At 49.2% G+C, this 21,948-nt stretch carries 22 protein-coding genes; 7 read left to right on the forward strand and 15 right to left on the reverse strand.

All coding sequences use genetic code 11. The features are described 5' to 3' along the window. The first annotated feature begins 52 nt into the window (after positions 1 to 52). Positions 53 to 520 carry an urease accessory protein UreE gene (gene ureE, locus ACR6Z4_RS21045; protein ID WP_479719352.1) on the forward strand — a complete coding sequence of 156 codons (468 nt, stop codon included), beginning with the start codon at positions 53 to 55 and terminating at the stop codon, positions 518 to 520. A 183-nt stretch (positions 521 to 703) separates the two neighbouring features. Here ureE and ACR6Z4_RS21050 read toward each other — a convergent pair whose 3' ends face one another. The 4 genes from ACR6Z4_RS21050 to ACR6Z4_RS21065 all read right to left on the reverse strand — a co-directional run bounded on the left by ACR6Z4_RS21050 (position 704) and on the right by ACR6Z4_RS21065 (position 4,003). After that, positions 704 to 1,885 (reverse strand): transaldolase, encoded by a 1,182-nt coding sequence (locus ACR6Z4_RS21050; protein ID WP_479719285.1) that lies wholly within the window; start codon positions 1,883 to 1,885, stop codon positions 704 to 706. 232 nt (positions 1,886 to 2,117) lie between these two features. Further along, the gene (locus ACR6Z4_RS21055) at positions 2,118 to 2,984 is read right to left on the reverse strand and encodes a universal stress protein (RefSeq protein ID WP_479719286.1); all 867 of its coding nucleotides are present in this window, start codon (positions 2,982 to 2,984) and stop codon (positions 2,118 to 2,120) included. Positions 2,985 to 3,624: 640 nt separating this feature from the next. Further along, complete coding sequence (locus ACR6Z4_RS21060; protein WP_479719287.1) at positions 3,625 to 3,801, reverse strand: NblA/ycf18 family protein; 177 nt, start codon at positions 3,799 to 3,801, stop codon at positions 3,625 to 3,627. Positions 3,802 to 3,814: 13 nt separating this feature from the next. Then, complete coding sequence (locus ACR6Z4_RS21065) at positions 3,815 to 4,003, reverse strand: NblA/ycf18 family protein (protein ID WP_479719288.1); 189 nt, start codon at positions 4,001 to 4,003, stop codon at positions 3,815 to 3,817. Between the two features lie 390 nt (positions 4,004 to 4,393). On the opposite strand from ACR6Z4_RS21065, the gene ACR6Z4_RS21070 reads away from it, so the two are divergent. Continuing rightward, complete coding sequence (locus ACR6Z4_RS21070) at positions 4,394 to 5,890, forward strand: cobyrinic acid a,c-diamide synthase CobB (RefSeq protein WP_479719289.1); 1,497 nt, start codon at positions 4,394 to 4,396, stop codon at positions 5,888 to 5,890. A 208-nt stretch (positions 5,891 to 6,098) separates the two neighbouring features. On the opposite strand, the gene ACR6Z4_RS21075 is transcribed toward ACR6Z4_RS21070, so the two are convergent. Further along, positions 6,099 to 7,508, reverse strand: a complete 1,410-nt coding sequence (locus ACR6Z4_RS21075) for an LCP family protein (protein ID WP_479719290.1) — start codon at positions 7,506 to 7,508, stop codon at positions 6,099 to 6,101. A gap of 77 nt (positions 7,509 to 7,585) precedes the next feature. Continuing rightward, positions 7,586 to 7,960: a hypothetical protein gene (locus ACR6Z4_RS21080; protein ID WP_479719291.1), complete on the reverse strand. Its 375-nt coding sequence runs from the start codon at positions 7,958 to 7,960 to the stop codon at positions 7,586 to 7,588. A gap of 444 nt (positions 7,961 to 8,404) precedes the next feature. Between ACR6Z4_RS21080 and folD the strand changes: the two genes are divergently transcribed. The 3 genes from folD (at position 8,405) to ACR6Z4_RS21095 (ending at position 10,766) form a co-directional block, all read left to right on the forward strand. Further along, complete coding sequence (gene folD, locus ACR6Z4_RS21085) at positions 8,405 to 9,289, forward strand: bifunctional methylenetetrahydrofolate dehydrogenase/methenyltetrahydrofolate cyclohydrolase FolD (RefSeq protein ID WP_479719292.1); 885 nt, start codon at positions 8,405 to 8,407, stop codon at positions 9,287 to 9,289. An 86-nt stretch (positions 9,290 to 9,375) separates the two neighbouring features. Next, a complete protein-coding gene (gene crtE / locus ACR6Z4_RS21090) occupies positions 9,376 to 10,296 on the forward strand; it encodes a geranylgeranyl diphosphate synthase CrtE (RefSeq protein WP_479719353.1) in 921 nt (306 codons plus the stop codon). A gap of 14 nt (positions 10,297 to 10,310) precedes the next feature. Next, complete coding sequence (locus tag ACR6Z4_RS21095; protein WP_479719293.1) at positions 10,311 to 10,766, forward strand: divergent PAP2 family protein; 456 nt, start codon at positions 10,311 to 10,313, stop codon at positions 10,764 to 10,766. A gap of 242 nt (positions 10,767 to 11,008) precedes the next feature. Here ACR6Z4_RS21095 and ACR6Z4_RS21100 read toward each other — a convergent pair whose 3' ends face one another. From ACR6Z4_RS21100 to ACR6Z4_RS21120, 5 genes are all read right to left on the reverse strand, one after another. Then, positions 11,009 to 11,908: a hypothetical protein gene (locus ACR6Z4_RS21100; protein ID WP_479719294.1), complete on the reverse strand. Its 900-nt coding sequence runs from the start codon at positions 11,906 to 11,908 to the stop codon at positions 11,009 to 11,011. Positions 11,909 to 12,092: 184 nt separating this feature from the next. Further along, complete coding sequence (locus ACR6Z4_RS21105; RefSeq protein WP_479719295.1) at positions 12,093 to 12,419, reverse strand: DUF5684 domain-containing protein; 327 nt, start codon at positions 12,417 to 12,419, stop codon at positions 12,093 to 12,095. 331 nt (positions 12,420 to 12,750) lie between these two features. After that, a complete protein-coding gene (locus tag ACR6Z4_RS21110; protein ID WP_479719296.1) occupies positions 12,751 to 13,509 on the reverse strand; it encodes a hypothetical protein in 759 nt (252 codons plus the stop codon). A gap of 9 nt (positions 13,510 to 13,518) precedes the next feature. Next, on the reverse strand, positions 13,519 to 13,746 hold the full coding sequence (locus ACR6Z4_RS21115) for a DNA-directed RNA polymerase subunit omega (RefSeq protein ID WP_479719297.1): 228 nt from the start codon (positions 13,744 to 13,746) through the stop codon (positions 13,519 to 13,521). 398 nt (positions 13,747 to 14,144) lie between these two features. Continuing rightward, positions 14,145 to 14,624, reverse strand: a complete 480-nt coding sequence (locus ACR6Z4_RS21120; RefSeq protein WP_479719354.1) for a YidH family protein — start codon at positions 14,622 to 14,624, stop codon at positions 14,145 to 14,147. 331 nt (positions 14,625 to 14,955) lie between these two features. On the opposite strand from ACR6Z4_RS21120, the gene ACR6Z4_RS21125 reads away from it, so the two are divergent. Further along, positions 14,956 to 16,125, forward strand: coding sequence for a cysteine desulfurase family protein (locus ACR6Z4_RS21125; RefSeq protein WP_479719298.1), 1,170 nt, complete (start codon positions 14,956 to 14,958; stop codon positions 16,123 to 16,125). 147 nt (positions 16,126 to 16,272) lie between these two features. Here ACR6Z4_RS21125 and ACR6Z4_RS21130 read toward each other — a convergent pair whose 3' ends face one another. The 3 genes from ACR6Z4_RS21130 to rpsD all read right to left on the reverse strand — a co-directional run bounded on the left by ACR6Z4_RS21130 (position 16,273) and on the right by rpsD (position 19,732). Next, on the reverse strand, positions 16,273 to 17,469 hold the full coding sequence (locus ACR6Z4_RS21130; RefSeq protein ID WP_479719299.1) for a serpin family protein: 1,197 nt from the start codon (positions 17,467 to 17,469) through the stop codon (positions 16,273 to 16,275). A 45-nt stretch (positions 17,470 to 17,514) separates the two neighbouring features. Beyond that, the gene (locus tag ACR6Z4_RS21135; RefSeq protein ID WP_479719300.1) at positions 17,515 to 18,204 is read right to left on the reverse strand and encodes a hypothetical protein; all 690 of its coding nucleotides are present in this window, start codon (positions 18,202 to 18,204) and stop codon (positions 17,515 to 17,517) included. A gap of 907 nt (positions 18,205 to 19,111) precedes the next feature. After that, positions 19,112 to 19,732, reverse strand: coding sequence for a 30S ribosomal protein S4 (gene rpsD, locus ACR6Z4_RS21140; protein ID WP_479719301.1), 621 nt, complete (start codon positions 19,730 to 19,732; stop codon positions 19,112 to 19,114). A gap of 393 nt (positions 19,733 to 20,125) precedes the next feature. On the opposite strand from rpsD, the gene ACR6Z4_RS21145 reads away from it, so the two are divergent. Further along, positions 20,126 to 20,347: a DUF4327 family protein gene (locus ACR6Z4_RS21145; protein ID WP_479719302.1), complete on the forward strand. Its 222-nt coding sequence runs from the start codon at positions 20,126 to 20,128 to the stop codon at positions 20,345 to 20,347. A gap of 362 nt (positions 20,348 to 20,709) precedes the next feature. On the opposite strand, the gene ACR6Z4_RS21150 is transcribed toward ACR6Z4_RS21145, so the two are convergent. Continuing rightward, a complete protein-coding gene (locus tag ACR6Z4_RS21150; protein WP_479719303.1) occupies positions 20,710 to 21,822 on the reverse strand; it encodes an ABC transporter substrate-binding protein in 1,113 nt (370 codons plus the stop codon). Between the last annotated feature and the right edge of the window lie 126 nt (positions 21,823 to 21,948).

Here is a 21,948-nt window from a genome sequence, read left to right on the forward strand (position 1 = left end):
TGGCAGCTTGTCAAGGCGATGGTTTTATTGGTGATAGATTCGGTCACGGATGATGTTAACTCTAATTCGACGGTTGCCTGCGAATCCTGCTACTCCTGTCTGCTTAACGCTGGCATTGACGGCTGACGATCGCACGCGATCGCGTCATTATTTTGAAACCGACGATCACCAATCGCTGTACCTGAATCTGCCCAGAGGTACGGTGTTACATCACGGCGATCTGCTGCAAGGGGAACCGGATGATCCCTTGGTGCGCATCGTCGCCAAACCCGAACCCGTGATGACGGCGATCGCCCATAGCCCTTTGGAACTGCTCCGTGCCGCTTATCACTTGGGCAATCGTCATGTGCCGCTAGAAGTCACCGAAGACTACTTGCGGTTTTCTCCCGACTCGGTTTTGCAAGCCATGCTAGAGCAATTGGGCTTACACGTTCATACCGAGATCGCCCCATTTCAACCCGAAACTGGAGCCTATGGGCACAGTCATGCCCATAGCCCACAGGATCATGATCATGCTTAGGATCACAAATTAATTAAAACCCGGACGTTTAGTTTTGGAAGCGCGGCGAAGCCGCGCTTCCAAAACTAAACGTCGGTTTTATTAAATCCATGATCCTTAATGTTTCGCGAGAGTGACGGCGGAGCCGTCGCTCTCGCGAAACATCAGGTTTTATCGTCAGGTGGGTATTACCCAACCCTGTAACTAACTCGCCTTTGCCAATTGGATCACGGCACCCAACCCCGACCCCATTTCTTCGGGGGTGATTTTGCCATCTTTATTCATATCCAATGCATCAAATACGGCATCACTGCCCATCCACTCTTCGCGGGTGATGAAGCCATCGCCATCCAAATCATAGACATGGAAGATGTTTTCAGCCGCGTGACTCACGGCTTCCTCTCCATGGAGACGAGACAGCCGATCTGCCAGAAGGGTCTCCAGGGTTTCTAGAGCTTTGGTAAACCCTTTGATGCCTTCGTCGAGTTTTTCCGATGCCATGCGATCGCTCTCATGCAACGCATCATAGGCAGCTTTATCCATCGGAATTTTTTCGATGTCCAGGTCGGCAACCGCAGCGGGATCGAGCTTGCGCGGCAACACGTCGGTCGTCGAGTCTAACTCTGCCAGCAATGCCGGAGAGATCGTCAACAGATCGCACCCTGCTAATTCGGTAATTTCGCCCAAATTGCGGAAGCTGGCTCCCATCACCTCGGTCTTGTAGCCAAACTTTTTGTAGTAATTATAGATGCGAGTCACCGACAACACCCCCGGATCTTCCGCCGATGGATAGCTGTCGCGACCTGTATCTTTTTTGTACCAATCTAAAATGCGACCGACAAAGGGAGAAATCAACGTCACCCCCGCTTCGGCACAGGCGATCGCCTGGTGGATGCCAAATAACAAGGTGAGATTGCAATGAATCCCTTCTTTTTCCAACGCTTCAGCCGCTTTGATGCCTTCCCAGGTCGAGGCAATCTTGATCAAAATGCGATCGCGTGAAACCCCAACCGCTTCATATTGGGCAATTAAGCTGTGGGCAGTAGTAATGGTGGCTTCGGTGTCATACGACAGCCGTGCATCGACTTCCGTTGACACCCGACCCGGAATAATTTCTAAAATCTTCAGACCAAAGGCAACCGCCAACCGTTGAAACGCCAGAGATACTACCTGATCATCCGTTGCCCCTACCCCTGCATCTAGCTTTGCTTTGATCAGCGTTTGGTCAACAATCTCCTGATATTCCGGCATTTGGGCAGCTGCCGTAATCAGAGAGGGATTCGTCGTGGCATCTCTGGGTTTAAATTTTTCGATTGCCTGAATATCCCCGGTATCCGCGACCACGATGGTCATTTCCCGCAGTTGTTCGAGTAAACTCTTAGCCATTCTGGGCTCCTGTCGTTCTTCAGCTCAATCCAAGTCGCCTCTAGCTTACCCTCGGTTTTTAAGAGTTGCCCCGAAGTAAGGGATTCTTTTCATACTTGCAGCTTATTTCTGGGGGAAAATTTATTTTTGAGCGAGAGAAAAGGCGATCGCACGTCTGAACAAACGGATGTAGCCCATGAATCGAAGGTGTAAAAACATTACCCTTACGAAAAGGAGAATGCTTACCGATGGGTTATTTGGGTGGGAAGTATAGGACGGGATGCCAGCTACGATGAATCAGCTCACTGGTAAAACTGGGGACAGACCAGGACTTGAGCTTACCCATGCTGCCTGACGAAGAGGCGATCGCACTGATATCGTATTGCTCTGCCAGAGCCAGCAACTCGACGATAGGTTCTCCCTGGCGCACTTCGGTAGACACATTCAGCCCCACCGCTGTTAACCGTTCTTTCACAACTGCAATTTTTTCTTGGGCGGGTTGGAGCAGATGAGCTTTGGGGATGCGTCCGCCTTCATCGATCACCCAGGCGAGTAAACAACCGGCTAAAAATTGTCCTGATTGCCGTTGGGCATAGGATTTGACTTGCTCGACTAAATAATCGGCTGGTTCACTGCCGTCATAGGGGATCAAAAAATAGCGGAATAGATGCTGACACCGCAGCTCCAACTCTTCGCTGGTATAGGTCGAAATCAGTTGGGGGCGCACTGTTAAGATAGGTGCCGTTTGCCGCTGGCATACCCCAATCGTGGTGCTACCAAACAGTTGTTCATTAATGCGGCTGCGATTGGGCATTCCCAAAATAATCACATCGGGATGATGAGTTTTACTGGCAGCAATGATCTGGTCGCCAGGTTTGCCACTGAGAATTTCGACCTTGACCTCGATGCCCGGATGATTTGCCAGAGCCGGAGCGAGGCGATCGCGAGCAATTTGGATTTTCGCTTCATTGACGCGAGGAATTTCTCGTTCTTGCGAAAACGGAACCACATGCAAAAACACTAGTCGTTGCAAGCCACTGGCAGCTAGACTCGGAACAAAATTGACCAAGCGGGCAAGCCCGTCTGTTAGATCCGTACAAATTAGAGCGCTTTGAAACATGTTCAAGCCTTGGCATGGGTACAGGGCGGAATCATAACAGACCCCAGTCTAGACTATCGCGATTTCTCTGGGGTTGCGTCAAACGATTTTTGGCAGACTGCTTCTGAGCGGGTAGCGCCATATCCGTAGGTGTAGCAATTGAATGGTTCATTCGCACAGAGGGCGGAGGCACAGCCCTCGCCCCCTGTCCGGGTCAGCCTTGCGGCTGCCATAAATAAATTTTGAAGAATTGCGGTAATGACTCTTCGGTCAAGGAGTCATGAGGGATGTGAACAGTCCTACAAGACTAACCCTGAAATTGTAGAAAGTCCTGCGAGACTGACCTTGAGATATAGATATGGATGCGAACGTCAAAACTAATGATGAAGTGAGGAGCTTGACGCGCGATTCAACCAATGGAGCACTAAAGAATTCTCTCGCGCTGTCAGACTAAGATGTCGTGTTTACCAGTCTGAAGGTCCTGAGTTGAGCAAGGGTTAAGATTTTCCTTAACCGGGATGAACACTAAAAATGCCCTGAAGAGCGTTATGCCTGAGTTGATGCGATTAATTGGGTGAGATGGCGTTGACGTCCCAGCGACCCCAGCTTCTTTCCGTGGTGAAACAAAGCAAGAGATGGAGAGCGTCATCCGTTGGCTTCCTTACAGAAGCACATTCTTTACCAGATCTCGAATCAAATTGTCTTTGACCATGATGGTTTCTGCAACTTGTAACAGTCGGTCGATCATTTGATCACGGTCAATGCCTTGCAATTCCTGTTGCAGACGGCACATTTCAAACTGTTGCTCCATAGTGAGCTCAAATGCGATTGGGTCCATTGTACGGTTCTCCTTAACTCAAAGATTGGACAGGATTTTGCTTGATCAGGTTGCGGATAATATTATCTTTGACCATGAGCAGGCGGGAGGCTTGTAACAACATATCCAGAGCTTGCTCGCGGCTCATTGCCTGAGCTTCATTCTGCATACGCCGCATTTCAAACTGCTGTTCCAGAGTTAGTTCGAAAGACGTAGGTTCCATAGGACAGTACCTCGACTCTAGTTAGATAAGTAAGACCAAAATCCCAAAAGGCTTCGAAATCAAAGCTTCCTGTGGTTTGGCAGGAATCCAGGTTGACCGAAATCGACTCTTGTATTACTTGACTACAAGTATTACGTTCTAGGATTCCCAAAAAAGGGATAAATTTAAGTCACCCTTGTAAAGAAAGATAACAACCGTTTGACAAAATGACCACCCCTTTAAGTGTACTTTTCAAGAAATTCACTATCTCCCCTTAGATGGAGAATTCAAATCCCCCTCTGACAAGTCAGTGAGTTTTGAGTAGTTTTACCAAGTTAAAAATTGTAAAGCTGTTCACTTTGAACCAAATTTTGTGCTTTTAGATTTAATTTCTCTTTTAGGATAGTCAAAATGGCGGTGGTGATTGGGGGCGAACGCAGTGGTGTCGGGAAAACAACGATTACGCTGATGTTGTTGGCAGCACTGAAACAACGGGGTTTAAATATTCAGTCGTTTAAAGTGGGGCCCGATTACATCGACCCGATGTTTCATACCTACGTTTCAGGACGGGTATGTCGTAATCTTGATCCGGTGTTGACGTCAGAAACCTATGTGCAGCAATGCTTTGCCCAACATCTTGGAGGAATAGATGGGGCTGTGGTTGAGGGGGTTATGGGGTTATTTGACGGGGCAAGTGGTACTGATGAAATGGCCAGTACGGCTCACATTTCCCGGTTGCTGAATCTACCTGTTGTACTGGTGTTGGATTGTAGCCGTCTCTCTCGCTCTGTCGCAGCGATCGCCCATGGTTATCGCACCTTTGATCCCCGCATCACGTTAGCAGGGGTTGTACTGAATCGGGTTGGTAGCGATCGCCACCTGGAGTTACTTAAAGATGCGCTGGAACCCCTAAATTTGCCTATTCTAGGTGTCCTCAGACGGCAAGACCAGATATCCATACCCGATCGCCATTTGGGACTGGTTCCCACGGCAGAATTGCCCGAACTTGATCGACTCATCGATCGCTTAGCCTGTCTGGGGGAAACCTGTTTTGATTGGTCGCGGGTGTTGCCGTTGATCGGAGTCGGACGGGAGATGGGCGTTGCCGTGAGCGGAGTCGGATGGGAGATGGGGGAGATGGGGGAGATAGGGGAGATAGGGGAGATGAGGGAGATAGGGGAGATGGGGGAGGTGGGGGAGATGGGCTTTGCCGTGAGCGGAGTCGAACGGGAGATGGGAGGAGAGCATGGTTTGACCTCTAATCCTTGTCCTGCGAGACCTGTGCGGATAGCGATCGCTCGGGATCGGGCATTTAGTTTTTACTATGCCGATAATCTGGAATTATTAGAAAAGCTAGGAGCAGAGCTGATTTCCTGGAGTCCGTTGCACGATACTTGTCTACCATCGGGGATCAGTGGTTTATATCTGGGGGGAGGGTTTCCGGAGGTGTTTGCGGAGGCATTGGCAGACAATCAATCCGCTCAAACAGCGGTGGGTTCAGCTATTCGGGCAGGGTTGCCGACCTATGCAGAATGTGGGGGGCTGATGTATTTGTGTCAGCAAATCATAGATTTTGAGCAGCGCTCCTGGACGATGGTGGGGATCATCCCTACGACGGCTGTGATGACGGGCAAACTGACGTTGGGCTATCGCAAGGCGATCGCTTTGCAGGATACGCCCTTGTTAACCGCTGGAACCACGGTTTGGGGGCATGAATTTCATCGCTCTGGGCTACAACCTTTGCTAGAGTCGTCTGTCTATCAGGTCAAAGGGTACAGCGATCGGAGTGCGTTACACAAAGAAGGATGGCGATCGCACCAGCTCCATGCCTCCTATGTGCATTTGCATTGGGGAGCTAGACCTGACTTGCCGCAAACGTTTTTGGCAGCCTGTCGGGAGTATGGATAGTATGGCGATCGCCGCTCAGAAACAGGAGAGGTAATCGTTTTTCAAACGATTACCTCTCCTGCCGCAATTTTTAATCGCTTAGGCTCATGGATTTAAAAAACCGATTCTTTTTGAGAGAGCGGCGGAGCCGCCGCTCTCTCAAAAAGAATCGGTGATCCTTATAGCGGTACCTGCTTGGGTTAAGGACGGGGTGTGGACTGACGACTGACTATGGGTCGATGGGTTGTCTTGCCTGTTCGGTTTGCAACCAATCTTGTCCGAGTTGAATCGTAATATCTGATTTCAAATCTCCTGTACTTTCTACCCGCACTTCTCCCACTCCCAGAATCTGCCGAATCGCCTCAGCACTGGCGACATCACCCCGTTGCGCAATAATGCGAGTGACATCTAACGGTTCGCTCCAGGGAGCATCTGCATAGGTATAGCCGTACCCATCTTCATTCAAGAGCGAGATCAGTTGGTCAACCGCATCGGGCTCGCCTGTACTGTCTTGCACCGCAATATTGAGATAGTTGGGATCGTCGGATGCTTCCTGAGCCATGCCCACCCCAAAATACTGAGATACTACGGCAGCAATCCGGCGATCGCTGGGGAGCCAGTAGCTCAAGTCATACTGTCCGGGAGCACTGAAGTTTCCCGGCAGCATCAACATTTGCACATCCGAGCGATCGGTTTGGGAGGCAAACCCGACTAAGGCAACTAGCTCTTCTACGCTTAAGTTGGTATCGACATTATCTTGAATGACAGACAGGATCTGCGGTATTCGTGTCACCGTCGATGGACTCAGGGCTTGTTCGATGAGAGTGCGCATAAATAGTTGCTGTCGCTGCACTCGCCCAATATCTCCGTTAGCATCGTAACGAAACCGTAAAAACTGGAGCGACTGCGCTCCGTCAAGGTGTTGTTCGCCTTGCTTAAGGTCGATATATAAGTGTTGAGATTCATCAACATAGCGCATATCTTCCGCGACATAGAGGGTGACCCCACCCAAGGCATCGATCAATTTTTCTACGCCTTGCACATTAATTCGAACATAGCGATCGATGGGCACCTCATCACCCAGCAGATCGCGAATAGATGTTGCTGCCAGGGCAGGACCGCCATACACATTCGCTGAGTTGAGTTTGGTGACGCCGACCCCTTCTACATAGGTTCGGGTATCACGCGGAATCGAGAGCACCACGACCTGTCCGGTTTCTGGGCTAAACCGCAACAGCAACATTGTGTCTGACAGCCCATCAAACGAATCGACCAGTGCGTCGTACCCCAGATCTTTAACCTCTTCAGGTGGATCAGATAAATCAGAGGCAAGCACTTTAACACCCAGCACCAAAATATTTACGGGGCGGGTCAGTTGCGGTAGCCGAAAGTTCATATTCGTGGAGATGTCGTCTCCTTGATTGAACACTGCCTCGTCTTCTGGACTTAGTTTGCTTTGTAACAAGGGGGTACTGGCAATAGAAACTGCCAGGAGTGCGCCTGCTGTGGCTGAGGCGATCGCCACCCCTGATAGCCCCAACATTAAAAATAACCAGCGATTTCGTCCCGGCTTCGGTGATTTCTTCTTTTGCTTTTTGGATGACTCTGAAAAAAGAATTCGAATGTTTGGGGTGGACACAAACTGCCTCGACACTCACACGATGAAGGATTTGTAACTCAGTGCCTAAAAATCTACTACAAAATTCGGAAAACGGTTCAGTAACGAATTTTTTTGGTAGAAAAGTCGCGATCGCCCTTGGCAGAGGTGCCGGGTAGACTCAACGATTGGCGCTGCCATAACTGGATCATGAGCCAAAGATTAACTAAAAAATAACCTGATGTCAGCAAACTGCTCATGATCAGCAGGTTAAGAGACTCGGTTGCCTGGGCGCTAGACCCCAGCAAAACATAGCCCAACAACCAGCCCAATGCCAATATCACTGACAACCGACTGGCATTTCGCTGTTCGCGATTGCCATCTCTACGATAGAGCGTCCAGAGTGCTGGAAAGAACCCTACAACCGGAATCAAATAAATAAAGCTTTGTAAATGTTTAATATCCTGATTATCAAGTGGGTCTGGAGTGTTCATGGCTACAAGGTTCAGGAGTTGTTCAAAATTCGATGACACCGAGTGATGACAAGGGTAGTGTTCCAGATCTGCTGTGAATTTTTTGCATAGGCGCACGCTTTTGCAAAAATTCATAACCAATTTGAAACCTGGTCGATGCCTCAACCATATCGCCTCAGCCCCTTTCAAAGCCACTTTTATCGCCGTACGCATTTGAGCCAGGATGGGGTGTAGGGGGTGGAATTCCTAATAGGAGTCCTGTTTTGAGAGCGTGCGGCTCTGCCGCACGCTCTCAAAACAGGTATTCCAGTTATTTGTATCAGGAGCATAATTGCGTCAGGTACTATCCATGTTTGTTAACACTTTTTAGAACAGGGCGGAAAGCAGGCTGTCAGAGGGAACAAAATCTGCGACACTAAAGAGTCTTGAGATCTATTGAGGAATTTTCCCAAGGCACTTCAGATTATGGCTGGTTTATTGGATGGCAAATCTCTGGCGCAGCAGATACAAGCTGATCTGGCTCAAGAGATTCAAACCTTGCAAGAGCAAGCAGGACGTCCTCCCGGCTTGGCAGTCCTGATGGTCGGCGACAATCCTGCTAGCGCTGCCTATGTTCGCAATAAAGAACGGGCTTGTAATCGGATTGGCATTGCTTCCTTTGGCAAACATTTCCCTACAGAAACGACCCAGCACGAGCTTGAACACACCATTGCGATGCTCAACGAAGATGAGCGGGTGGATGGCATTTTGGTACAGCTGCCTTTACCTGGTGATCTTGATTCGGTGGCATTGCTCAACCAGATTGACCCCGATAAAGATGCCGATGGCTTACACCCAGTCAATCTGGGGCGGTTAGTGAGGGGTGAGCCGGGGTTACGCAGTTGCACCCCAGCGGGTGTGATGCGGTTGTTGGAAACGTACCAGATCGAGCTTAAAGGTAAACAAGCGGTGGTGATTGGGCGCAGTATCCTGGTTGGCAAACCGATGGCAATGATGTTATTGGAAGCTGATGCGACGGTGACGATCGCCCATTCGAAAACACCAGATTTAGAGGCGATCGCCCGCAGTGCCGATATTCTAATAGCTGCCGTCGGTCGTCCTAATTTGATCACTGCCGATAGTGTGAAACCGGGTGCTGTCGTGGTGGATGTCGGCATGAACCGAATACTGCTGCCCCCTGACGAGTCTTCGGCAGGGAAACCGCGCGAACGTTTGGTGGGAGATGTTGATTTTGCAGGAGTTGAAGCGATCGCCAGTTGGATCACCCCCGTGCCGGGTGGCATTGGTCCGATGACGGTAACCATGCTGATGCACAATACAGTGTGGAGCTATCGACAAAAGTTGAATTGATGATTTTTACAACCAGGTGATTGCATCTGGTTCCAAAACGCTGTAGACATGGTGAGGAGATGACAACTACTTCAGTGAATCCAGGGATGGTTGCAACCAATAGCACATACACCTCTAACTCGGCGTTTGATCTGTCTGCCTATCTAGCAGACCGTCAGCCGCAAGTCGAAGCTGCGCTCGATCAGTCGATCGCCGTTGTGTATCCAGAAAAGATTTACGATGCCATGCGCTATTCGCTGATGGCAGGGGGCAAACGTCTGCGCCCCATTCTATGCTTGGCAACGTGTGAATTGATTGGCGGCACTCCAGAGATGGCAATGCCTACTGCTTGCGCCCTGGAAATGATTCACACCATGTCTCTGATTCACGATGATTTGCCTGCAATGGATAACGACGATTATCGTCGGGGCAAACTGACGAATCATAAAGTCTATGGCGAAGACATTGCAATTCTCGCCGGAGATGGATTGCTGGCTTATGCCTTTGAGTTTATTGCCACCCAGACTCGCCAAGTTCCGGCAGAGCGGGTCTTACAGGTCATTGCTCGGGTGGGTCGTGCCGTTGGTGCAGCGGGATTGGTCGGCGGTCAGGTAGTTGACCTCGACTCTGAAGGCAAAACGGATGTGACGTTAGACACCCTTAATTTTATCCATCGCCACAAAACGGCGGCTCTACTAGAAGCCTCCGTCGTGTCTGGTGCGATTTTGGCAGGTGCCTCAGCAGATGATTTGCAGCGTCTATCTGAGTATTCGCAGAACATTGGGCTGGCATTTCAAATTGTTGATGATGTGCTGGATATCACCTCAACTCAAGAAGAATTGGGGAAATCGGTGGGTAAAGATTTGCAAGCTCAGAAAGTGACGTATCCCAGTTTGTGGGGCATTGAAGAGTCGAAACGTCAGGCCAATCAACTGGTGGCTGATGCGAAAGCCTTGCTAGAGCCTTATGGCGATCGCGCTAATCCGCTGATTGCGCTTGCCGATTACATTACCGCTCGTACCCACTAATCCTTCGATCTGCTATGCAAAACTTTAGCCAAGTCTTGGACAACCACGTGCTATGGATTGCAGTCATTGCCTGTATCCTTGCCCAAATTCTGAAGCTGGTCGTTGAGTTTGCACGGCATGGTAAGGTGAGCTTTCGCACTCTGGTAGAAACGGGTGGGATGCCCAGCGCTCATTCGGCATTGGTCACGGCTCTGGCGACAGGAGTTGGGCAAAGTGCAGGTTGGGCAAGCAGTGAATTTGCCGTCGCCTGTATTTTTGCCATTATCGTCATGTACGACGCCGCTGGAGTCCGACAAGCAGCGGGACGTCAAGCCCGAATTCTCAATCAAATTGTCGATGAACTTTTTCGCGAAAATCACGAACTGAACCAGGAGCGCCTCAAAGAACTTTTAGGTCATACGCCGGTGCAAGTGTTTGCCGGATGTGCCCTGGGGGTAGCGGTTTCGTGGTTAGCGACGAAGGCCTATTAGAGTGCTTTGCTAAGTATTTTCTGACGAATGATGTGCCGCACGAAGCACGGCACATCACTTGTTTTAACTGTTTTATAACGGGGTGCAGGGGTAGAAGCGCACCGCTGTGCGCCCTTACCCAAGAATTACAGGTTATTAAATCCATGATCCTTAAGGATCCTCATAAAGAATAACTGTTTTGGGAGAGTGCGGCGGAGCCGCACTCTCCCAAAACAGTTATGGATTTTAATTTTGTAAAGATCCTAAGGGGTTGTAACCACATCGGTTAACAGCACGGCTCGGCGGCTATCGACCACCAGCGCAGAAAAATTGCGATCGCTCAACGTCCTCAATACTGTACTTGCCACTTCTGGATCTGCTGTATATAAAGCCAATAGATAGGGATGCTGGTTGTAAGACACCAAGCCAATATCCCGCGAGAGTAATTGTTTGACCTCGGCGGCGATGTCGGGTTGGTTGGCATAGTCTACTAGCACGGCATAACCCGCTTCCAAAGGCTGAGGGTTATAGCGACGGGTGATAGCGTTAGCCGCAGTATCCCTGGGTTCAGCGGTTGCCGCAGCCGCTTCCAGTGGCGGAGCCGTGACCGTAGGTGCAGGGTTGCTCTGGGTCGTTTCAGGTGTAGGGTTTGGCGTGGCAGGGGTAGACGCAGGGTCAATGGCAGCAGCGCTGGTGGAGACGGGCAGAGCCGGGGGTGGCGGTGCTGTAACGGTAGGGCTGGGAGGTGCAGTAGGGGTCGTAGTGGCAGTAGCGGTGCCTGTTGGAGCCGGATTTGGGGTCAGAGCCGGAGTGTCAGTTGATTCGGAGGGACGAGCGACAAATGCTTGTAAGCCCCCAATATCGGTTAAATACTGTGCCCAAGAACTGGCAACGTCAGGGTCGTCAAAGCCGCTGACACGGCTCACCTCTCTGCCTAAATAATTGCAGGTCGAGATCGAGGCATTGGCGGGTAAGGTTTGCTGAAGTTGCGTTGGAGTATCTTCAGTTTCGTTTAAAACCAGGAGCAGATATTCTCCAGGACTGGGAGGCTCGCAGGTTGACGAACTCTGGGCGATCGCCTGTTGTGATATTAACGAGACTGCGATCGCCAGCACAGCCGAGCCAAGCCGCGAAAACCGAAGTTGAATCGAGCTTTGGCGCATGTTCAATCCTCCCCATCCACTAAATCGAGATCCAAACCCATCGTGAAACCTGAATTCTACCTCAGTTCTTAAAACAGACTTAGTTTAATTAAGGGTAGTCCGAGAAAGTAATGATTTTTTGTGGCGCGGGCGTCGCCCGCGCCACAAAAAATCATGACATGAATACTATTACCGAATTAAAGATTTATGGGCGATATTGGGCATTGCCAAACCCAAGAATCGGGTAGAACACAAATGGTAAAAACAAGAGTCCAAATCCATAGCCCATTCCCTTGCCAAACTTAGCGGCAATATCAAAGGGAATAATGAAAAGGATCAGATTAACGAACGGAATAATTGCTAAGATTAACCACCACGCGGGTCTGCCAGCAATCTGTAGCATGATATAGACATTGTAGATGGGCACTAGGATTGCCCATCCGGGTTGACCTGCTTTCTCAAACGTTTTCCACGCACCCGCAATCACAACGACTATAACGGCAAGCTGTAACAAAAAGATAATGGCACTCATACAAAATTCTCCCGAAAAGGATTCAGTTGTACTGCGTCTATTGGGATACCAATTGAAACAGAAACGGCAACAGATTGGAGTGCAGGGGGCAATTCACACACCCTCCCTGCCGCTGTCGTGAATCCTGTTTAATTGGGTATAAGAATCAGGAGTTAACGGTCGATAAAACTCCAGTTATCACCATAGATTGAGTTCAACCGTATAATTTTCAGAATCTTAGCGAAAAACTGTTAGCTCCGCTAGCATATCGGTACATTACGCAATCAATCTATGTCTTAGGGGGGTAGACAGAAATTTTTCGCTAAGATTGTGCCAGCTCAAACTAGATCAATTAAGGCATCAACAACTCAGCCGCTCCGGGTCCTACAATGACGGGATTGGAAGGATTGGAACTGGGTAGAGTATTTGCTGGCGCAGGCGTAGAAGGGGTCGCAGAAGGCGTTGTTGAAGGCGTCGTAGATGAATTTTGTTCAGTCTGGGTAAAGGTCGTCACCAGCGCACGAATTAACTGTTCACGCTGTGCCCGATTGAGTTGCCCGATCGCCGCAATATCATCCTGCAATGGATTTGTGGTTAGGGTGTCATTTCCCGGATAGCGGAATGCCAGGATCGGTTCGTTTTCGCCCAGATAATCGGCGAGGGTCAGCTTCCAATCCAATCGCGAGTTGGGAGGACGACCTTTCAGAAAAGCGTGGTAGCGAATTAACCGATCAATCAGAGTGTTGTTGGTCGCGGGTTCGCCGGTTTCGCTGCTGATGTATTGGTTTTCGAGCGGCAACTCTGGCATCTGATCATAAACAGCTTGCCACGCATCGTAAATTCTGAACCGCTGGGAATTAGGTTGAGAAGATTCAACCTGGGCTATCCGTTGAGGAGCTGCTGCCTGGGGCGGGCTGTTCTCAGCCCAAGAGGGAGTGGTCGCAGATAGCATCAGGCAACTGCCCATGCTTGCGATCGCCAACAGGGCAAATTTTAGCGGCGTAGTTCTGCGGACTACAGCTAAAAAGCTGATCTTGCAAACCGTCAGGGTCGGCAAAATCAGCTTTTGATAGAGCGTTTTTAAGGCTGGAAGCACGAGCACATTAGCCATCCACTTCAGCTATTCACCAATAATTTCAGGTTGGGTCAGTTCATCAGACATTTCGATGATGGCGCGAATCACGGGCTTCATTTTGGGATCATCAATGTTGTCAAACTCTTCGTAGCGCCGACGTTGTGCCCGATTCGCAACTTGAACGGTGATGCGATAGCGATTGGACGCAGCATTCACTAAATCTTCAGAGCGACGTGCAAGTTGGGCAGGGTCAAGGGTAGAACGTTTCAACATAGATGTCTGTGGGAAACCTAAGTGGGATGTGGTTGATCTCATATCAGTCTAGCAACACATTCTGGTTTTACGAGGTAATGTTCTAGATTTATTGGGGACTGCTAAAGCTTGGGGCTTGAATCAAACTTGATTTTTTGCGAGAGCGACGGCAGAGCCGTCGCTCTCGCATATCATTCTTCAGCCAATCTGGACAGCGGCGCTAGTGCTTTGTCACGTATTTTCTGACGGGTGATGTGCCGCGCGAAGCGCGGCACATCACCCGTTTCAACCGTCCATTTTTAATGGACAGACCACTAGTTGTTGCAAACACGAAATTTTGCAACATGGGGGTTTGGGGGCTGCGCCCCCAAGAGGGGTAAAACCCCCTCCACCCCCTCTAAAACTTTTAAGTGGGTGTACTAGTCCAGCTTATTTTTGTTCAATTTACGTTGGTTGACCAATGGGTTGAGCAAATGAGTTTGATTTTCTTTGTTGGGCGTTGGTGGACTGGGTGTGAGTTCACGCCAGAGAATCAAAGGGATACTGAGGGTACCTAAAATCATCACAACCGCCGTCATGAGCCATACCATCAGTCGGCTGGGGCGATAGTCGCCGCTTTCGATTTGATGAAACACCTGGTTATAGCGCCATGCGGCTAATGCGATCGCCGCAATGCCAAAAATGACTAAGGTAAATCCCAGGTTCTCGGAGTTGAAGATCGGATGACTTGGGAGTTCCTGTTGGGTCAATGAAAATTGAAGTTGCCGCAGAAATAAGCCAAAACGAGCGATCGCAAACCCAAAAGCAATCAATGCGATCGAGGTGCGCAGCCATGCCAGAAAGGTGCGTTCATTGGCTTGATGTTCTCGCTGTCGATCAATCTTGATTTGCTTCACTATCAATACAGGCTGCCGTTCTGAAAAAAAACAGGGTCTCAACTTAATCTATAGCGATCCTGGGTAGCTTGTGAGCAGCGTATCTCTTTCGAGCTACGCCTCTCACAAGCCGCTGATCTTACACCTTAGACTCCTCATAAAAATAACTCGAATAACTTTTTTGGGAGAGTGCGGCAGAGCCGCACTCTCCCAAAAAAGTTGTGGGGTTTCATTTTGTGGGGACACTTACTCTATCCCTTGAATGATTTGTTAATCGCAAGTGACTGCGAATCACCGGAGAGATATCCTGAAAATAGCGATCTTCATCACTCTACGCCGCAATTCCTGGTAATCCATGCAAATTTATTTGGACTATAGTGCTACGACACCCACGCGACCAGAAGCGATCGCCGTGATGCAGCAAATCATGACGGAGCAATGGGGAAATCCGTCTAGCCTGCACCATTGGGGTGAACGAGCGGCGATCGCCTTGGAGCAGGCAAGAATCCAGGTTGCCAGCTTGATTAATGCAGATCCAACAGCTATTGTTTTCACCTCTGGAGGAACAGAAGCAGACAATCTCGCGATTATGGGCGTTGCGCGGCAGTATGTGGTGCCGCAGCATTTGATTATTTCCAGCATCGAACATTCTGCCATTTCAGAACCTGCCAAATTATTAGAACAGTGGGGATGGCAGGTGACCCGGTTGCCTGTGAATGCCCAGGGGCGGGTCGATCCGTTAGACTTACAAGCCGCACTCCAGCCCAATACAGTGTTGGTTTCAATTATCTATGGGCAGAGTGAAATCGGGACGTTACAGCCGATTGAAGCGTTGGGGCATATCGTCCGGAATCACGGTGCCATATTCCACGCCGATGCTGTACAGGTTGCAGGGCGATTGCCCATTGATGTGCAGCAGTTGCCGGTGGATTTATTGTCTCTTTCCAGCCACAAGCTTTATGGGCCGCAAGGGGTGGGTGCCTTATACGTGCGTCCGGGAGTAGAATTGGTGCCCTTGTTGGGGGGTGGTGGACAAGAGTTTAAGTTGCGTTCTGGAACTCAAGCTGTGCCAGCGATCGCAGGGTTTGGCATTGCCGCAGAGTTAGCTGCACACGAACTCTCGACCGAAACCCCACGATTGATCCAATTGCGCGATCGCCTGTTTGACCAACTGGCAGTGATCTCCGATTTAGTGCCCACGGGCGATCGCTTGCATCGGTTACCCCATCACATCAGCTTTTATCTAAGTAGTGCCGATGGCGATCGCGTGAGCGGCAAAACGCTGGTACGGCAGATGAACCTGGCAGGCATTGGCATTAGTGCCGGATCTGCCTGTCACAGTGGCAAACTCACGCCCAGTCCGATTCTCAAAGCGATGGGGTTGAGCGATCGCGCTGCCAAAAGTGGTATCCGGCTGACGGTAGGACGGCACACAACTCAAGAAGATGTCGATTGGACTGCCATGGTGCTCCAGCAAATTTTAGAACGCCTCACCCCCAAACCGATTGCAGGGTGCAAATGTTAACCACAGCACTACACCCTCAAAATTAGCAGGTTGAAAAGCGGCGCTCTGCGCCGCTTTTCAATCCATTGCCAGCCTGACTCGATGGTGTAATACGGATAGTGTCCTCTGCTGATTTTCAAGAGTAGCGAATCCGTAAGTCCTGATGTCTTACTCCGGATTTACCAGCGACCCCATAAACACAATCGAGCCGCTTTGGTGATCGCGAATGGCGAAAAAGAAAGGGCGATCGACGATCATTTGAAACGGTGCGTCGATGGGCATCGCGGCTCGTACGAATTCGACAGAGGTAACCGCTGCTGCTTCGGTACCCGTTTCATTGACTTCGATAAAGGTCTTGTGCTGTATCTGATTGATAAAACCGGCGTCATCACTAATGCCCGAAAAATCTGCTTGCTGTGGGTCAAAAGCGATCGCCATCCCCATAGCGTTGAGGCTTTCTTTTAAGCCAATGGCGCTGTCAAACTTAAACCGGGGTAATTGGATCAATCCCGTGCGACTGCGAAACTGTTTGATCCAATGGTTCCACGGGTCGGGTGTCAGCGACTGATAAAACTCGTTGAGAGTAAAGTTTGGACGCGGCAGAAAAATATCCATACTCAGCTGCCCTGAGCTATAGGACAAACTGATTGCCTGAAACTGATCGGTTTCGAAATAGGGATAGTCATCCTGGCGCGACATCAACGGCTGCTGTTTTTCGGTACCGTCTAATAAATGGAAGGGGCGATCGCTGGTGAACTCTGGATGAAATGGGTCTGACCAGGTGCCTTTGAAATAGATTGCATTAATTAAAAACAGCACCGTATCGGAGTTAATCGCGTCCACAATTTCGCGGATTTTGTTTTCGGTCTGACGTGCTACCCACGAGTTAATCATGCTGGAGGCATCTGGGCTACTAAAGTCTAAACTGGCGATTTCAGCGTTATAAAATAATCGGATATTTTGTAAAAAGTCAGATTTAAATTCGGTACCTTCTCGTCCCCATAGAGAATTGGCGATCGCCAGTTTGATAGTTGGGTCAGAGGCTTCTATCCGGTTTTTTAAGACAACATTGGCGTGATTGAGTTCGTCCAGGCTGATTCCTTGGATCTCCAATGTCTCGGCGATTGCCTGTTGTGTGTCACCGTTGGCACCGTTGTAAGCCATTGACAACGCGATCGCCACACTCATGGGTGAGATCAAGACATTCTCACCCGCTGTTTGTTGGACAATTTGTAAAAATAGCTTAAAACCAAAATGATTATTGGCAGCAATCAACCGTGGATTCACTTCGATCGTTTCGGGTTCCATTGTTTGAGCCATATGTTGAGCAGGGTTTAGAGCGACTAGAGAATTTGCCTCAGCCAATGCTCATGTCCAAGACTCAATCTTGCCACAACCGATCAATCCTCTTTATCGATAGGCTTGAGGCCCTGCCCAGACATTGGTCGAAACTTTACCAAAGGTAATTGGTTGGTCTTCTAGGGCTGTATTCGTTTGCCCGGTCGAGTCTACAGACCAGACTGACCAGTTTTCCTCACCCATATTGCCTGCCCGAAACAACACGCGATCGGGATGCAACTGGCTCCAGCCTAATAAAACTGCATTGGTATATTGCACCCCCGACGGAGAAATCGTGCGAATTCGATTTTTTTGTCGATCCCAAACCACGGCAAAGTCAGAGGCAACATCTGAACCAAAAATAGATTCAAATTCTCGTGCCAGGATGCGATCGCCATCTTTTGACCAGGCAATCGGGATCAAAATTGCAATAGATCCGGCTTCTTGGGGTTCAGCATCTGAAACAAATGGATTATCTGCAAACGGAGATTCAGCTGTAATCGTTTGTAGATCGCCCGTTTTAAGATTTTCGATAAACATGACGCTGCTGACGCGACTTTGAGTAAACTCGGTCGATACTCGCATCTGAATGCGGCTATATGCCGCAAATTGACTATCAGGCGAAATTAACGATTGACTCCGGTAATACCGAGTTCTAGCACTGTGCATCGCACTTCCTTCAGCCAGGGTGGCTAAGACCCAATTCCAGGGCACAGGGAAGGGACTATTGAGAGGGTCAAGTTGTACCGAGTGCTGTCTCATAGAAAACCTTAGGGCGAGGACGTAACAGCAAGGGTTAAGGAAGACGGTATTGACGTCGATAGAGCCAGCCCTGCAAACTCAGTGGTTTCATCCACGAGTTGCGATGCCTGCGATTGAGCAACCTGATAGCGAACGTTGATCGAGTCTAAGCAAGGGGGAGCAGCGATTGCAGAAAATTGGAGATTTTATAGTTAGTGCATGGCAATACCACGCTACTAAAGATAAACATCTGCGTTTTCTTAAATCTAAATTAGACGAGTCCTCCGTGCGATGCACGATCTATCAGACTCGTCACGTTTTAAGTAGTAGCTCCCTTATGTGGGTCGGATCGATTTTTGAGGGTCAGAGAAAAGTTCCAAACCCTGCGGTACTCTATCTGGGGCGAACAATCCAGGTTTCTCTCTTTGTTGCAGTTTATTAAATAATGCTCTGAATGTGTTGTGTTTGTTGCGGAAGCGTCACAACCGGACGCTTCCACAACAAACACAACAGACGTGAGGCATTACTGGCACCTTCGATCGACGTTTACAGACAACCCGCAAAGTCAAACCCGCAAAGTCAAACCCAACAAGAAATGTTCAGTCGATAGAAGCACGCCTAGACTGCTCTAGCAGTCTTCCTGAGGAGCATACCTTCCGTAAAACCCAGCCGGTTATTGTTGGAGTCGTGGCAACGCCGTGCTATCCAAAACAAACCGTCGATTTTATGAAATCCACGATCCTCAATCTTAGGTATACCAATTGCGCGAGAAGATTGCTTATAAAGCGATCAAGTCTTTAATAGACTTAATGTTCAGGTCGGCACTTCTCAAACGCCATACAAAAAACTCCCTGAATGACGGTTCAGAGAGTTTGATGAGAGATTTTTGATGTCGCAACCGCAGCCGCTCGGATGCGTAAAATAAGCGTTATGCCTTACGAGAGTAGTACTCAACCACCAGCAGTTCATTAACCTGAAGGGCGATCCACTCGCGTTCAATGACGCCGTTGACCTTACCCACCAACTTCGCTTTGTCAAATTCCAAATGGCTAGGTAAGTGAGCCAGTCCAGGAAACTGAAGGTTGGCTTCTACCAGTTTGCGAGAGCGATCGCTATCTCTAATCGCAATCACTTCTCCTGGCTTGCATTGATAGCTAGGAATGTTGACCATGCGACCGTTGACGGTGACATGACCATGGTTGACTAATTGCCGTGCAGACGGAATTGTGGGAGCCATACCCATGCGAAAGACGGTATTGTCTAAACGCATTTCTAACAGTTGCAGCAAAGTCTGCCCTGTAGAACCTGCAGCGCGACGAGCTTTACGCACATAGCGAAGCAGTTGGCGCTCGCTCAACCCATAGTTGAACCGTAGCTTTTGCTTCTCTTCCAGTCGTACCGCATATTCAGAACGCTTTTTGCGGTTCGCACCATGCTGACCGGGTGGGTTTGCTCGCTTTCCTGATGAATTTTGAGATTTCCGGGTAAGACCGGGCAACTCTCCAAGGCGGCGTACAATTCTGAGGCGAGGACCTCGATATCGCGACATTACTGGGCTTCCTCTCTATTAATCCTGTGAATTCAAATACTTCCCAAAGGTAACATTCTAGTCTCTAAAGGCTTTAAACGCAAAGACTCCGGCAGAAATTCTTTGGAAAACGGGGTCTTGCTACCGACGTTTCTCCTCATGTCTCGGATAGAGATTCAAAATCACGTAAGATTTCCTCATTTTTCTGGGCAATTGCTATATGAATCATCTATGAATGAATGTTTTGCTGGGTTGCAGGGCACTTTATAGATTTCCTGTGCTACGATTTATAGTTGGAAAGAAACTTTGCAGCACTGCCAGCTAGCTACGTCGATTAAAAGACTGTTTCAGGGCTGCTAAACAACTCCTCAAGTGAAGGTATTTTAGAAAATTGAATCTATGACTAAAAGTGTGATGGACCAGCCGGTTGTTTACCCGATGGTTAAATTCCAGCGTCAGGTGCGATCGCTCGTCGATTCCAAGGTTGTCAAGCCAACAGATAGTATCTGGAAAATTGCGTTGCTCTATGGCGACGAATGGTCGCATTGGAAGCGCGAACTGGAAGACTTTGAATTTTCGATGCAAGATCCCATTGGTGATTTGCTAGCCGTTGAATCTTGGGAAGACGAAGGTTGATGAATCCTGGCATTGCCAGGTTGTGAGGGATGTCGTCTGGACGTGAAAGACAACACGTGTCCGCTTGAGTGCGTCCCTCCTGATCCAACCCTAGTACACCAACTTAAAAGTTTTAGAGGGGGTGAAACTCCCTCCACCCCCTCTTGGGGGCGCAGCCCCCAAACCCCCATGTTGCAAAATTTCGTGTTTGCAACACTAGAAGCCATGATGCAATTCCTATGCAATGACTCCATAGGAACATAATCTGTAGTTCCTTTTAGGAGAGCAACGGCAAAGCCGTTGCTCTCCTAAAAAAGTTAGGTTTTTTTGTTTTTACGCAAGGTGTAATGTTCTCCTTGGCTACCTGTCATGTCTTTATGGCATCAGATGGGGGACTCTGGCTTGAGTTTAAGAACGAACTGTGGTGCCAACAGGTTTGAAAAATCAGGCTTTTGGCTGATTTGACCCTGTGCTGCTAAGAAACTGGCTAAGGCATTGAGCGGTGTCAGTAAATAGAGATTGCTATCAGGGTTGTTTAGCATGTTGATGTTGTCGTCTAACGTGGCTAACTTGACGCCATCCAACTGCTCGTTTAACTCATCCGGGGTTAGCCCTAATTGTTTGGCTGCGATCGCTAAGCCTTCGCTCGGGTTCGTGTTGAGAAAATCTAGCCCTTTCAAATTGGCTTGAATAAACGCTTCGATCGCTTTGGGACTGGTTTGTGTAAATTCCGTCTCAAAGATAATCAGATCTGCGATCGCGGTTGGAATGCTTAACTGAGAACTATCGTAAATAATTCGCCCATCTGGTTGTCCAGCGTTGGCATTAAACAGGAAGGGTGCATAGGTCACGGCAATGTCAACTTTGCCGGATTGGTAAGCCGCAGCGGCAGCATCGGGCGTTAGATTGACTAACGTCACATCGTTTTCTTTTAAGCCCGCTTCAGTCATGACTTCCAGTAAGAAAAAGTGACTCACTCCTCCGGTTTCGACTGCAATTTGTTTGCCTTTGAAATCTGCTAAATCTTTCACACTGGTGCGTGCCAGAATGCCATCGCCACCGTTGGATGTATCAACGACAAAGCTGATGCGGTAGTCTTTGCCATTGGCAGCAAGCGCTACGGCTTCAGAGGGCACTAACGATAGTCCATCAATTTGTCCGGCAGTGAAAGCGGCGATCGCATCGGCACCTGAATTAAATACGGTGAGATCGAGATTTAACCCCAACTCTCGATAAAAGCCCTTCTCTTGGGCAATGTAGAGGGGGGCATAGCCAATCCAGGTCACGATGCCGATGGTTGCAGTTAACTCTGGGGTCGAGTTTGAGGATGAGGTAGAAGCAGAGGATTCATCTGGGCGATTGCAAGCATGAAGCATCAAGCTACTTGCAGCACCAGAGAGTAGATATAAGGCCTGACGACGACTCCAACGCATGGTTTGAAAATAAAATTTGGGGTTAATCTTTATCCCAATAGAATGCCCGTAGGATGTTGTCATCGAGACATTCTTAGAATTTTGAGAGTTCACGTTGTCTCGATAGCGCATCTCCCGTGCATATAGCGGTGTGCAAGTTTGTCCTTTGACATTGCGCAGCGTGCAGGCTGGTTAAACGCAGTCGAAACC

Source organism: Calyptranema fuscum S582, from assembly GCF_055793305.1.

Coding starts and splice junctions, on each gene's coding strand:
- ureE (WP_479719352.1), top strand. CDS start 53: ATGTTAACTCTAATTCGACGGTTGCCTGCGAATCCTGCTACTCCTGTC.
- ACR6Z4_RS21050 (WP_479719285.1), bottom strand. CDS start 1,885: ATGGCTAAGAGTTTACTCGAACAACTGCGGGAAATGACCATCGTGGTC.
- ACR6Z4_RS21055 (WP_479719286.1), bottom strand. CDS start 2,984: ATGTTTCAAAGCGCTCTAATTTGTACGGATCTAACAGACGGGCTTGCC.
- ACR6Z4_RS21060 (WP_479719287.1), bottom strand. CDS start 3,801: ATGGACCCAATCGCATTTGAGCTCACTATGGAGCAACAGTTTGAAATG.
- ACR6Z4_RS21065 (WP_479719288.1), bottom strand. CDS start 4,003: ATGGAACCTACGTCTTTCGAACTAACTCTGGAACAGCAGTTTGAAATG.
- ACR6Z4_RS21070 (WP_479719289.1), top strand. CDS start 4,394: ATGGCGGTGGTGATTGGGGGCGAACGCAGTGGTGTCGGGAAAACAACG.
- ACR6Z4_RS21080 (WP_479719291.1), bottom strand. CDS start 7,960: ATGAACACTCCAGACCCACTTGATAATCAGGATATTAAACATTTACAA.
- folD (WP_479719292.1), top strand. CDS start 8,405: ATGGCTGGTTTATTGGATGGCAAATCTCTGGCGCAGCAGATACAAGCT.
- crtE (WP_479719353.1), top strand. CDS start 9,376: ATGGTTGCAACCAATAGCACATACACCTCTAACTCGGCGTTTGATCTG.
- ACR6Z4_RS21095 (WP_479719293.1), top strand. CDS start 10,311: ATGCAAAACTTTAGCCAAGTCTTGGACAACCACGTGCTATGGATTGCA.
- ACR6Z4_RS21100 (WP_479719294.1), bottom strand. CDS start 11,908: ATGCGCCAAAGCTCGATTCAACTTCGGTTTTCGCGGCTTGGCTCGGCT.
- ACR6Z4_RS21105 (WP_479719295.1), bottom strand. CDS start 12,419: ATGAGTGCCATTATCTTTTTGTTACAGCTTGCCGTTATAGTCGTTGTG.
- ACR6Z4_RS21110 (WP_479719296.1), bottom strand. CDS start 13,509: ATGGCTAATGTGCTCGTGCTTCCAGCCTTAAAAACGCTCTATCAAAAG.
- ACR6Z4_RS21115 (WP_479719297.1), bottom strand. CDS start 13,746: ATGTTGAAACGTTCTACCCTTGACCCTGCCCAACTTGCACGTCGCTCT.
- ACR6Z4_RS21125 (WP_479719298.1), top strand. CDS start 14,956: ATGCAAATTTATTTGGACTATAGTGCTACGACACCCACGCGACCAGAA.
- ACR6Z4_RS21135 (WP_479719300.1), bottom strand. CDS start 18,204: ATGAGACAGCACTCGGTACAACTTGACCCTCTCAATAGTCCCTTCCCT.
- rpsD (WP_479719301.1), bottom strand. CDS start 19,732: ATGTCGCGATATCGAGGTCCTCGCCTCAGAATTGTACGCCGCCTTGGA.
- ACR6Z4_RS21145 (WP_479719302.1), top strand. CDS start 20,126: ATGGACCAGCCGGTTGTTTACCCGATGGTTAAATTCCAGCGTCAGGTG.
- ACR6Z4_RS21150 (WP_479719303.1), bottom strand. CDS start 21,822: ATGACAACATCCTACGGGCATTCTATTGGGATAAAGATTAACCCCAAA.